Genomic DNA, 11342 nt, shown 5'->3' on the forward strand with positions numbered 1-11342 from the left:
TGGAGATCCCGCTCGGTGGGTCATGGATCGCAATTTTTCAATTGGCGATGAGGCTGCCGCTCTGGCATGCCCGCAATAGTGTCCTTTAATCAACGACGTGCAGAGACAGGTCATGGCGCTGGGCCCGGCCTATCCCGGCTGACGATTGTGCGCAATTTTACAATCCAGAGGGGAGTTTGCATAATGCCATCCACCCTTTTTGCCAGCCGTGCGCCACAACATGCCGCTATTTCAAACGCCTCCCTCCTCCATCTGCATCCTGCGGCTCTCCGCCATCGGGGATTGCTGCCACGCACTGGCGCTGGTGCGCGTCATCCAGCGGGAGTGGCCACAGACCCGCATCACCTGGATTACCGGCAAAATCGAAGCAACCCTGTTTGCCGATCTGCCCGGCGTCGAGGTGATCCCCTTCGACAAGAGCAAGGGGTGGCGCGGCTATCGCGATCTCTGGCAGACCCTCAAGGGGCGCAAATTCGATGCCCTGCTCCACCTGCAGGCAGCGATGCGGGCCAGCATCGCCACCCTCGGCATCAAGGCCAAGGTCAAACTCGGGTTTGATCGGGAGCGGGCCAACGACGGCCAGTGGCTATTCACCAACCACAAGGTAGCTTCGCCTGCCTCCCCCCATGTGCTGGATGGTTTCCTCGCCTTTGCCAAGGAGCTCGGCATCAAGGATCTGACCCCGGATTGGCAACTGCCCATCAGCGCCGAACATCAGGCGTGGGCAAGGGAGAAGATTGGCGGCAAACCGACCCTGCTGATCTGCGCTGCAGCCAGCAAGGCCTTCAAGAACTGGACGGCCGCAGGTTATGCCGCGCTGGTGGATCACGCCGCCAACAAAGGCTTTCAGGTCTATCTCTGTGGCGGGCCTGCCAAACTGGAGCGGGATCTGGCTGCCGAGATCCAGCGCTTAAGCCAGAGCAAACCGGTCGATCTGGTGGGGCAGACCAACCTCAAGCAGCTGCTGGCGCTGATTGGTGAGGCGAGTCTGGTGCTGGCCCCCGATACCGGCCCCACCCATATGGCCACCATAGTGGGCACGCCGGTGATCGGTCTCTATGCCCACCACAATCCGGCCCGCACCGGCCCATATCTGTGCCGCGACTACGTGGTCAGCGTCTATCAGGAGCTGGTCGAGCAGGAGACCGGCAAGCCGCTGGCCGAATTGAGCTGGCGCACCCGTCTCAAAGACCCGGAGGCCATGCGAAAAATCACCAGCGAGCAGGTGATCGCCGCGTTCGATCGGCTCTGCGCCGATCGTCAGCTGCCGCAGTGACAGGGCACCTCGGGAATTCCGAGCCATCAGGCAGGGATAACCTGATAGCCTCTGCCCTCAGCCAAAGGCACAATGCAGGCTGATGTGGGTTACGCTCCCGCAGCAAGCTACGAATACTTTGATCGGCTGGAATATGATTCCGGCCGTTTTTTTATTCGCCGCATTCTGGTAAAATTCGCCGCCTTTACATCCTCCTGACTCAAGAATTTTCCGCGTTTTGCGTTTGGCTGTCTCCCTTTCGGGCACAAGACGGCGGTCTCTGCTACAACCAAAACAGCGGTTTCGATTAAAGGTAATAATATGGCGCAACAAGGCACTCTCTATATCATCTCTTCTCCGAGCGGCGCTGGTAAATCCAGTCTGCTCAATGCCTTGCTGACCCAACATAACGCTGCGGGCAAGATGCAGCTGTCGGTTTCCCACACCACTCGCGCCACCCGCCCAGGCGAAGAGCACGGCGTGCACTACCACTTCGTCCAGGTGGAAGAGTTCAAGGCGCTGATCGAACGCGGTGATTTTCTGGAGTGGGCCGAAGTGTTCGGCAACTACTACGGCACCTCACGCGCCGCCATCGAAGCCTGTCTGGCCAAGGGGATCGACGTATTCCTCGACATCGACTGGCAGGGTGCCCGCCAGATCCGCGAGCAGATGCCGACCAAATCCATTTTCATCCTGCCCCCCAGCCGCGAAGAGCTGGAACGCCGCCTGATTGGGCGCGGTCAGGACAGCGCCGAAGTGATTGCCGGCCGGATGGCGAAAGCCATTGCCGAAATGGTGCACTACGACGAGTATGACTATGTCATTATCAATGAAGACTTCGAGCAGGCGCTGTTCCAGCTCAGGTCCATTATTGAGTGCCAACGGCTGGAGATGCGTCACCAGCAACAGGCTCAAAAAAACTTGCTGCAACAGCTACTGGCAGAGTAAGCCAAAAACAAGTAAACTTTTGCGTCATTTTTAAACACTGCTTTTCTAAATACAGAAAGCCCAAACACTGGAGTCCTGCATGGCACGCGTTACTGTAGAAGATGCTGTAAAACAGGTAGGTAACCGTTTTGACCTGGTGCTGGTCGCCGCGCGCCGCGCTCGTCAAATCGCGGTACAAGGCAAAGATCCCCTGGTCGACGAAGAGAACGACAAGCCGACTGTGATCGCCCTGCGTGAGATCGAGCTGGGTCTGGTGAACAATCAAGTGATGGACACCCAGGACCGCTACGAACAGCAAGAGCAGGAAGCCGCCGAGCTGGCTGCCGTTGCTGCCATCGCCGAAGGCCGCGGTTAAGTTATTCCTCCGGTTGGCACCCGCCCGGGTGCCGACTGTTCATCCCCATTTACAACCGCTCGAAAACCTCGCAAACTCAGGGCTATACCCTCAATTCCACGAATTGCCGTTTCACCGCTGCGGGGACTGTCTTGTATTTATTTGAAAACCTTAAAGAAATAGCCAGTTCCTACCTGCCGCCAGAGCAGGTTGAGAAGCTCAAGCAAGCCTATGTGGTGGCCCGTGATGCCCACCAGGGCCAGATGCGTTCCAGTGGCGAACCCTATATAACCCACCCCGTTGCCGTTGCCCGGATCCTCGGTGACATGCGCCTCGATCATGAAACCCTGATGGCCGCCGTGCTGCACGACGTCATCGAAGACACCTCTGTCACCAAGGCCGATCTTGCCGAACAGTTTGGCAATGCGGTTGCAGAACTGGTGGCCGGGGTCTCCAAGCTCGACAAGCTGAAATTTCGCGATCGCAAAGAGGCGCAGGCCGAGAACTTCCGCAAGATGGTGATGGCAATGACCCAAGATATCCGGGTCATTCTGATCAAGCTGGCCGACCGCACCCACAACATGCGCACCCTGGGCTCCCTGCGTCCTGACAAACGCCGCCGCATCGCCCGGGAAACCCTCGAAATCTTCGCCCCCATCGCCAACCGCCTCGGTATTCACACCATGAAGAACGAGCTGGAAGAGCTGGGTTTCGAGGCGCTCTATCCGATGCGATCCCGCGTGTTACGCGAATCGGTGCGCCGCGCCCGTGGCAATCGCCGCGAGATTATCGACTCCATCCAGAGCGAAATTAGCGGTCGCCTGAAAGAGGCAGGGATCGAGCATCAGGTCAGTGGCCGCGAGAAGAATCTGTTCTCCATCTACAACAAGATGGAGAAAAAAGAGCTGCAATTTCATGAGGTAATGGATATCTACGCCTTTCGTGTCAAGGTGAAGGACATAGATACCTGTTACCGGGTGCTGGGACAGATGCACAGCCTCTACAAACCGCGCCCCGGCCGCTTCAAGGATTACATCGCCATCCCCAAGACCAACGGCTACCAGTCGCTGCACACCTCGCTGGTGGGGCCGCACGGGGTACCGGTAGAGGTGCAAATTCGCACCGAGTTCATGGATCAGATGGCCGACAAAGGGGTTGCCGCCCACTGGGCCTACAAGCAGGATGGCGACAGCTCGGGTACTACCGCCCAGATCCGCGCCCAGCGCTGGATGCAGAGTCTGCTGGAATTGCAGCAGAGCGCTGGCAGCTCGTTTGAATTTATCGAAGGGGTCAAAACCGACCTCTTCCCCGACGAAATCTACGTCTTTACCCCCGAAGGTCGCATCATGGAGCTGCCCGCTGGCGCCACGCCGGTGGACTTCGCCTATACGGTGCACACCGACATCGGCCACGCCTGTGTCGGTTCGCGGGTCGACCGCCACCCCTACCCGCTCAGCAGCCCGCTGCACTCGGGTCAGACGGTGGAGATCATCACGGCGCCGGGCGCCCGCCCCAACGCGGCCTGGCTCAACTTCGTGGTGACCACCAAGGCGCGCTCCAAGATCCGCCAGTTCCTCAAGAACCTGCGCACCGAAGAGTCGGTGGTACTGGGTCGCCGCCTGCTCAACCATGCGCTGGGCGCCAAGAATATCGAAGACATTCCCGAGCCGCGCATCAAACAGGTGCTGGCCGATACCAAGCACGAGAACCTGCAGGGGCTGCTGGCCGATGTGGGCCTTGGCAACGCCATGAGCGTCATGGTGGCGCGCCGCATGCTGGGGGATGAACTACCGCCGGAAGAGCAGCCCAAAACCAGCAGCAAGAAGATGCCGATCAAGGGTGCCGACGGCATGCTGGTCACCTTCGCCAACTGCTGCCGTCCGATCCCGGGGGATGCCATCATCGCCCATATCAGCCCAGGCAAGGGTCTGGTGATCCACCAGGAAGCCTGCCGCAACATCAAGGGCTACAGCAAGGAGCCGGACAAGTACCTGCCGGTGCAGTGGGAAGTTGACAAGGAGCAGGAACAGGAGTTCCGCACCGGTATCAGCATCGAGATCGTCAACCATCAGGGTGCGCTGGCCGAGCTGGCCAACGTGATTGCCGCCACCGGCGCCAATATTCACGCCATCAGCACCGAAGAGAAGGATGGCCGGGTCTATCAGGTCAGCCTGCTCATCACCACCAAGAGCCGCATCCACCTGGCCAACATCATGCGCAAGATCCGCGTCATGCCCAACGTGCTCAAGGTGAGCCGACAGAAGAACTGAACACAGGCGGCGCAAGCCGCCTGCTGCTTTTATAGAGACAAGCCATGACCCCCGAACGCTTCAAGCGCATCACCGACATGCTGGCCCAGCGTCAGCTCGATTTGACCGTCTGTATGGAAGAGGTCCACAAACCTCACAATCTGGCTGCCATCGTGCGTACCGCCGATGCCATTGGCATCCACCGAGTGCATGCCGTCTGGCCCAAAACCTGGATCCACAAGCGCAAAGGCACCGCCCGCGGCAGCCAGAACTGGGTGGATGTAAAACTGCACCCGGATATCGGCACAGCCGTTGCCGAGCTGAAAGCTTCAGGCATGCAGATCCTGGCAACCCACCTCTCCGACAGCTCCGTCGATTTTCGCGCTATCGACTACACCAAACCGACCGCCATTCTGGTGGGTCAGGAGAAGCACGGCATCGGTGAAGAGGCGCTGGCGCTGGCCGACCACCATATCGTCATCCCCATGGTGGGCATGGTGCAATCCCTCAACGTCTCGGTGGCCGCAGCCGCCATCCTCTACGAGGCGCAGCGCCAGCGCGAGCTGGCCGGATGCTATCAACGCGGCTGCCCGCTCACGCTGGAGGAGCAGAACAGCATCCTGTTCGAGGGGGGTTATCCTATCTATGCCCAGCTCTGCAAAGAGAAAGAGATGCCCTACCCCCAGCTCGGCCCGGCCGGTGAAATTCTGGCGGACGAAGAGTGGTGGCAACGGATGCAGCTGACCCGCAAAGGCTGGGCACAGCAGAGCGAGCAAGACGATCCGCAGGAGGAGTGATGGAAAACCCTTTTGGCAGCTGGCTGGAATCGCAAATCATCCGGGATCACCTGACCAACCCGAACATAGAGGCCGGCGACTACAGCTACTACTCCGGCTACTACCACGGCAAGCCGTTCGAGGATCACTGCGTCCGTTACTTGCTCGGCGATGGCTCGACCCGCGACACCTGGGAGAGCGGCCTCTGGGGCGAGGTGGATCGGCTGATCATCGGCAAGTTCTGCTCCATCGGCTCGGGCGCCACCTTCATGTTGGCGGGCAATCAGGGCCACCGGCTGGATTGGGTCTCCACCTTCCCGTTCAACCCCGACACCTTTGGCGAAGGGGCCCGCAGCGGCTTCCTGCGCAAGGGGGACACCCGGATTGGCAACGATGTCTGGATCGGCTCGGAAGCGATGATCATGCCCGGCATCACTATAGGTGACGGCGCCGTCATCGCCACCCGCGCCGTGGTAACCAAAGATGTGGCCCCTTACGCCATAGTCGGCGGCAACCCGGCCCAACCGATCCGCCGCCGTTTCAGCGATGAGCAGATCCTCATGCTGCAAGAGATGCAGTGGTGGGACTGGCCCCTGCCCCGCTTGCAAGCCAGCATGGAGCTGCTCTGCTCGGGGGATATCACCGCCCTTTATCACCATTGGCAACAGGAGTGTGCCTGATGAAACCCCTCTCTCTTTCCCTGTTGGCCCTGACCCTGTTTTCTGCCGGAGCCCTTGCCGTGACCAATACCTATCAGCTCACCAGCGAAGCCGATGTACCCAGCCTCTACCAGCAAACCCTGCCAGACTTCTGGCACCAGCATGCAGTGGAAGGAGAGTTTAAGGGCAAGGACGGGGTGACCATCCGCTATGCTGCGCTACGGCAAGCCAAGGTCGATCGCGCCATCCTGATCGTCAATGGCAGGGTCGAGAGCTACCTCAAGTATCAGGAGCTAGCGTGGGATCTCTGGCGTCAGGGCTACAGCCTCTACCTTATCGACCATCGAGGTCAGGGGATGTCCGACCGGATGCTGGATGACCCGCAGAAGGGATATGTCGACCAGTTCGACGATTATGTGGTCGATCTCAAGCAGTTTCACGACCAGATCATCATGGCGGACCAGCCTGCCAAGCTGTTCCTGCTGGCCCACTCCATGGGCGGCGCCATCTCGGCCCGCTATCTGGAGCGCTGGCCCGATGATATCAAGGCGGCCGTGCTCTCCTCCCCCATGCTGGGCATCAATCTCGGCGGTCTGCCCAAGTGGCTGGCCAAGGGATTGGCGAGCACCATAGGCACGGTCGGCGGTTGGATTGGTGAGCCTCCCTACGGCCCCGGTCAGGGCGCCTATCAGGATCACGGCTTTGCCGATAACGAACTGACTCACAGCCAACCCCGCTATCAAGCCTTCCGCCAAATCTACGAGCAGCACCCGCAGATCAAGCTGGGTGGCGCGACCGCCCACTGGATTTATCAGGGGATCACCGGTGCCGATGCCGCCATCGCCGATGCGGGCGCCATCAAAACCCCGCTGCTGGTGCTGCAGGCTGGCAACGACAGCGTGGTCGACAATGCCGCACAGGATCGCTTCTGCACCATTGCCAAGTGCGAAGGGGGCAAACCACTGCGCATCGAGGGTGCCTGGCACGAGCTGTTTATCGAATCCGATGACAAGCGCCAGCCCGCCCTGACCGCGATGGTCGACTTTTTCGCCCGCTTCTGAGCTGGCTATTTTTTGTAACCCTAAATAAATGGGGTGACAGTGCGGGCTAAGGTAAACTGCCCCTGTTTTCAATCGATGCCGAGGTAATGATGTTCAAGGTAGTTGTATCCGATCTCGATGGCACTCTGCTCAACAAGCAGCACCAGATCTCTCCCCGTACCCGGGATACCCTGCACCGCCTGGTAGAACAAGGTGTGAAATTCGTGGTCGCCACCGGCCGTCATCATGTTGACGTTCGCAGCTTCCGCGATGCGCTGGGGATGGACATCTACCTCATTACCTCCAATGGCGCCGTGGTCCATGACAAACAGGATCAGCTGATTTTCAACCAGCCGCTGCCGACCGAGATCGCCGCCGAACTGATTGCACTGGAGCGCGACCCCTCTATCCACCTCAATGTCTATCAGGGTGATGACTGGGTGGTGGAAGAGGAGCTGCCCTGGCTGCTGCAGTTCCACGACGAGTCAGGGTTCACCTACCGTCTGGTCGATGACCTGAAGCAGGAACCGAAAGAGCAGATCAACAAGGTGTTCTACATCGGCGACCACGAGAAGCTGCTGAAGATCGAGGCGCACCTCAACCAGCGCTATGGCGATCAGCTCAACGTCACCTTCTCATTGCCGGACTGCCTCGAAGTGATGCACGCCGGGGTTCACAAGGGTAATGCAGTGCGTGCCGTGCTGGAACAGAACGGTTTCGACATGTCCGAGGCGATTGCCTTCGGGGATGGCATGAACGACTTCGAGATGTTGACCATGGTGGGACGCGGTATCGTGATGGGCAACGCCCATGACCGCCTGAAAATGGCGCTGCCGGAGTATGAGCAGACCCTCACCTCCGATGAAGATGGCGTTGCCGTCTATCTGGAGAAGCTGTTCGAGCTGGAGAGCGTCAGCGCAGCCTGATCCTCTTCATCCCGACATTCGATTCAACAAAGCCTCACCATGTGAGGCTTTGTTTTTTCAGAGTCTCCAGCCAGGGATTGGGCCGCTGCCAGCTGAAGCTCTGGTTCGCTCCACCGTAGCATTCAGCCAGCCGTAGCGGCGTGCCGGGGGTATGGCGTCGCCCGGCCACATCGAGGCAGCGGGAGACCTTACTGTTGAACAGCCTGTCTTTCTGCCACTCCCACTGCGCCTGACCGTCACAGGGTGCCAGCATCACTTCGCTGTCGTTTTTGGCTTGCAAACAGAGCTCCTGCAGGCGCAACTCACCCAGATCCCACTCGAACAGTTGATCGTCTTTTCCGCTGCAAGGTTGTGCCAACACCTTCTGTTGGGACACCGCAACGCAAAAATCACCGCTGGTCAGCAAGGGGGAGCGCGCATGCTCCTCCTGCGGTTGTGAAGCAATGGAGCCCATCATCACATCGGTGGATGGCGGCTTGATGGTACAGCCACCCAGCAGCAAGGCAGCCAGCAGGGCAGGAGAGCAAGCAAAGGAAATTTTGTTATTCATGGAAAAATGCCTGAAATGGGCCGATGACATCCGGTTGTCAGTGACTCGAGGCTGAAGCATAACCGAAAGGCGGGGCGCGCTGCCCAAATAGAGTGTAAACAGACGTAACAGGGAGAGAGTGCTGGCCCAACGGAGGCCAGAAAGCAAAAAACCTCGCCGAAGCGAGGCTTTTCTAAACTTGGTCGGTGATAAAGGATTCGAACCTTTGACCCTCTGGTCCCAAACCAGATGCGCTACCGGACTGCGCTAATCACCGAGGCTATTTCTTTCAAAATAGTTTACTTCAAAAAAACAAAGACGACCTGATGGTCATCCTCGTCATACAGCAAGTATGGTGCGAAGAGAGGGACTCGAACCCTCACACCCGGGGGGCACTAACACCTGAAGCTAGCGCGTCTACCAATTCCGCCACCTTCGCGTACCTGACAAGCTGTAAAATGGGGTGGCTGATGGGGCTCGAACCCACGACAACCGGAATCACAATCCGGGACTCTACCAACTGAGCTACAGCCACCACAGCTGTTTTCGTTCCACAACAACGCCCGTTTAACCGACGCACTTTTGATGGTGCGCCCGACAGGATTCGAACCTGTGACCTCTGCCTCCGGAGGGCAGCGCTCTATCCAGCTGAGCTACGGGCGCCACGCTGTCGAACGGGGCGCATTATTAATGATGGTTGCTGGTTTGTCTACACTTTTCTGTCACCGAAACACTGTTCGTTGTTTTTTCAAGCACATTGCGCACTTTTCTTCCACTATTCCCCTGCTGACAGCCGAAAAGGGGCAGATCGCAGTCGCAAATCGCCTTGCTGCCTTGACTTGATTTGATGCCCATCTAGAATGAATGAACGTTCATTCAATCGAAAGTCACACTGATGATTCTGGATAAAAAAGAGAGCATCTTCAACGCGGCCCATGAGGTACTGGGTGAACGGGGTTTTCATGGTCTGTCGATTGCGGAAGTCGCCAAGAAAGCCAATGTTGCCACAGGCACCATCTATCGCTACTTCGGCGACAAGGATGATCTGATCCGGCAACTGCACCAGCACACTATCTTGCAGTGTGTGCCCATGGTCATGGCCGATGTAGCAATCGATAAAGTTTCATTTCAACAATTTCGCCAATTATGGCTCAATATTCATGCCATTTTTGTTAACGAACCCAACGCTATCCGGTGCAAATTGCAGTACGAGAGCTCTCCGCTAGGGGCAGAATTGGAGACCAATCCTGTCATATTGGCCGCCTGGGAGCCTCTGGACCGATTTTTTGAACAGGGCGTTGAACAAGGATTGTTTATTGATTTACCGATACGGGCACTCCAGGTGTTGAGTCTGGACAGTGTCATGCATCTGGCCCTGCAGTGCAGGGTGCACAACATCACGCTGACCGAATCGCAGTTGGAAACCGCGATCCGGGCCAGCTGGAATGCCATTTTATCCCCCAATCTTTCCACCTCAGGAGCCTGTTCATGAAAAAGTGGATGGCCATTATGTTGCTGATAGCGATCGCCTTGTTTGGCAGCGTCATCGGCTTCAATTTGTTCAAACAGAAGATGATTGCCCAATACATGGCCAACCGGCCGGAACCCGAGTTCCCCGTCACCGCCATGGTGACCAAGGCGCAGGATTGGGTACCGACCATCGAAGCGATCGGCTTCATCGAGCCGAATCAGGGGGTGACCCTCTCCACCGAACTGGCAGGTACCATTGACGCCATCACCTTCGAATCAGGCAAACCGGTCAAGGCTGACCAGCTGCTGCTGAGCCTGGACTCCACCGTGGAGCGGGCCAATCTGCGCGCCTCCCAGGCCAAGCTGCCGGCGGCAAAAGCCAAGTTCGATCGTTTCCAGAACCTCTACAAGACCAGCTCCATCTCCAAAGAGCAGCTGGATGAAGCCGAAGCGGCCTATCGCTCACTGGAAGCAGATATCGAGAGTCTGAAGGCGACCATTGCCCGTCGTGAAGTCCGTGCGCCCTTTAGCGGCGTGGTCGGCCTGCGCAATGTGTTCCTCGGTCAGTATCTGCAGCCGGGCACCGATATCGTGCGCCTGGAAGATACCAGCGTGATGCGCCTGCGCTTCACCGTGCCCCAGACCGATATCTCCAAAATCAAGCTGGGCCAGACCATCAAGATCAATGTGGATGCCTATCCGCAAACCCAGTTTGACGGTCATATCACCGCCATCGAACCTGCGGTCAACTTCCAGAGCGGCCTGATCCAGGTACAGGCAGACATTCCGAACAACGACGGCCAGCTCCGTTCCGGTATGTTCGCCCGCGCCAGCATCATTCTGCCGACGGTGAAAGATCAGATCGTGATCCCGCAGACCGCTATCTCCTTCACCCTTTACGGTCAGAACGTCTATGTGCTCAAAGAGGGCGAAGAGACCGACAAAGAGGGTAACAAGGTGAAAGTGCTGCGAGCCAAGCAGGTTGTGGTCAAGGCTGGTGAGCGCCGTGGCAACGATGTGCATGTGCTCTCCGGCATCCAGGCCGGTGACCAGATCGTACTGTCGGGTCAGGTTCGCCTGAGCAACGACACCAAGGTGCATGTGGTCGAGAACGACGCCCTGGCCGTTCCGGCACAAACCCCGATGCTGTAAGCGC

At 58.2% G+C, this 11342-nt stretch carries 11 protein-coding genes and 4 tRNA genes; 10 read left to right on the plus strand and 5 right to left on the minus strand.

From position 1 onward, the window contains the following. The first annotated feature begins 220 nt into the window (after positions 1–220). The 8 genes from AB5Y82_RS09035 to AB5Y82_RS09070 all read left to right on the plus strand — a co-directional run bounded on the left by AB5Y82_RS09035 (position 221) and on the right by AB5Y82_RS09070 (position 8187). Positions 221–1276 (plus strand): glycosyltransferase family 9 protein, encoded by a 1056-nt coding sequence (locus AB5Y82_RS09035; protein ID WP_368173890.1) that lies wholly within the window; start codon positions 221–223, stop codon positions 1274–1276. Between the two features lie 300 nt (positions 1277–1576). Next, complete coding sequence (gene gmk / locus AB5Y82_RS09040; RefSeq protein ID WP_005357125.1) at positions 1577–2203, plus strand: guanylate kinase; 627 nt, start codon at positions 1577–1579, stop codon at positions 2201–2203. 79 nt (positions 2204–2282) lie between these two features. After that, entirely contained in the window at positions 2283–2558 is a 276-nt protein-coding gene (gene rpoZ, locus AB5Y82_RS09045; protein ID WP_005307060.1) for a DNA-directed RNA polymerase subunit omega, read from the plus strand. A gap of 131 nt (positions 2559–2689) precedes the next feature. Further along, positions 2690–4807, plus strand: coding sequence for a bifunctional GTP diphosphokinase/guanosine-3',5'-bis pyrophosphate 3'-pyrophosphohydrolase (gene spoT, locus AB5Y82_RS09050; RefSeq protein ID WP_005339255.1), 2118 nt, complete (start codon positions 2690–2692; stop codon positions 4805–4807). 44 nt (positions 4808–4851) lie between these two features. Next, on the plus strand, positions 4852–5583 hold the full coding sequence (gene trmH / locus AB5Y82_RS09055) for a tRNA (guanosine(18)-2'-O)-methyltransferase TrmH (RefSeq protein ID WP_021230464.1): 732 nt from the start codon (positions 4852–4854) through the stop codon (positions 5581–5583). Then, entirely contained in the window at positions 5583–6242 is a 660-nt protein-coding gene (locus AB5Y82_RS09060) for a CatB-related O-acetyltransferase (RefSeq protein ID WP_111900887.1), read from the plus strand. The genes trmH and AB5Y82_RS09060 overlap by 1 nt, the downstream gene beginning before the upstream one ends. After that, a complete protein-coding gene (locus AB5Y82_RS09065) occupies positions 6242–7282 on the plus strand; it encodes an alpha/beta fold hydrolase (protein WP_111900886.1) in 1041 nt (346 codons plus the stop codon). Before AB5Y82_RS09060 ends, AB5Y82_RS09065 begins: the two co-directional genes overlap by 1 nt. An 89-nt stretch (positions 7283–7371) precedes the next feature. Next, a complete protein-coding gene (locus AB5Y82_RS09070; RefSeq protein ID WP_005339262.1) occupies positions 7372–8187 on the plus strand; it encodes a Cof-type HAD-IIB family hydrolase in 816 nt (271 codons plus the stop codon). Positions 8188–8221: 34 nt separating this feature from the next. On the opposite strand, the gene AB5Y82_RS09075 is transcribed toward AB5Y82_RS09070, so the two are convergent. The 5 genes from AB5Y82_RS09075 to AB5Y82_RS09095 all read right to left on the minus strand — a co-directional run bounded on the left by AB5Y82_RS09075 (position 8222) and on the right by AB5Y82_RS09095 (position 9379). Continuing rightward, positions 8222–8737: a ricin-type beta-trefoil lectin domain protein gene (locus tag AB5Y82_RS09075; RefSeq protein ID WP_111900885.1), complete on the minus strand. Its 516-nt coding sequence runs from the start codon at positions 8735–8737 to the stop codon at positions 8222–8224. 179 nt (positions 8738–8916) lie between these two features. Continuing rightward, positions 8917–8993, minus strand: a tRNA-Pro gene (locus AB5Y82_RS09080). 76 nt (positions 8994–9069) lie between these two features. Further along, positions 9070–9155 (minus strand) — tRNA-Leu (locus AB5Y82_RS09085). Positions 9156–9175: 20 nt separating this feature from the next. Continuing rightward, positions 9176–9251: transfer RNA gene (locus AB5Y82_RS09090), tRNA-His, on the minus strand. A gap of 51 nt (positions 9252–9302) precedes the next feature. Continuing rightward, positions 9303–9379, minus strand: a tRNA-Arg gene (locus AB5Y82_RS09095). Between the two features lie 232 nt (positions 9380–9611). On the opposite strand from AB5Y82_RS09095, the gene AB5Y82_RS09100 reads away from it, so the two are divergent. Both AB5Y82_RS09100 and AB5Y82_RS09105 read left to right on the plus strand, forming a co-directional pair. Then, entirely contained in the window at positions 9612–10208 is a 597-nt protein-coding gene (locus AB5Y82_RS09100) for a TetR/AcrR family transcriptional regulator (RefSeq protein ID WP_005339267.1), read from the plus strand. Further along, complete coding sequence (locus AB5Y82_RS09105; protein WP_005355753.1) at positions 10205–11338, plus strand: efflux RND transporter periplasmic adaptor subunit; 1134 nt, start codon at positions 10205–10207, stop codon at positions 11336–11338. The genes AB5Y82_RS09100 and AB5Y82_RS09105 overlap by 4 nt, the downstream gene beginning before the upstream one ends. Positions 11339–11342: the final 4 nt, after the last annotated feature.

This window comes from Aeromonas sp. s13 (assembly GCF_040907905.1).
In the GTDB taxonomy this organism is placed as follows: Bacteria; Pseudomonadota; Gammaproteobacteria; order Enterobacterales; family Aeromonadaceae; genus Aeromonas; species Aeromonas veronii.

Coding starts and splice junctions, on each gene's coding strand:
- AB5Y82_RS09075 (WP_111900885.1), bottom strand. CDS start 8,737: ATGAATAACAAAATTTCCTTTGCTTGCTCTCCTGCCCTGCTGGCTGCC.
- gmk (WP_005357125.1), top strand. CDS start 1,577: ATGGCGCAACAAGGCACTCTCTATATCATCTCTTCTCCGAGCGGCGCT.
- AB5Y82_RS09035 (WP_368173890.1), top strand. CDS start 221: ATGCCGCTATTTCAAACGCCTCCCTCCTCCATCTGCATCCTGCGGCTC.
- AB5Y82_RS09105 (WP_005355753.1), top strand. CDS start 10,205: ATGAAAAAGTGGATGGCCATTATGTTGCTGATAGCGATCGCCTTGTTT.
- trmH (WP_021230464.1), top strand. CDS start 4,852: ATGACCCCCGAACGCTTCAAGCGCATCACCGACATGCTGGCCCAGCGT.
- AB5Y82_RS09060 (WP_111900887.1), top strand. CDS start 5,583: ATGGAAAACCCTTTTGGCAGCTGGCTGGAATCGCAAATCATCCGGGAT.
- AB5Y82_RS09100 (WP_005339267.1), top strand. CDS start 9,612: ATGATTCTGGATAAAAAAGAGAGCATCTTCAACGCGGCCCATGAGGTA.
- AB5Y82_RS09065 (WP_111900886.1), top strand. CDS start 6,242: ATGAAACCCCTCTCTCTTTCCCTGTTGGCCCTGACCCTGTTTTCTGCC.
- rpoZ (WP_005307060.1), top strand. CDS start 2,283: ATGGCACGCGTTACTGTAGAAGATGCTGTAAAACAGGTAGGTAACCGT.
- AB5Y82_RS09070 (WP_005339262.1), top strand. CDS start 7,372: ATGTTCAAGGTAGTTGTATCCGATCTCGATGGCACTCTGCTCAACAAG.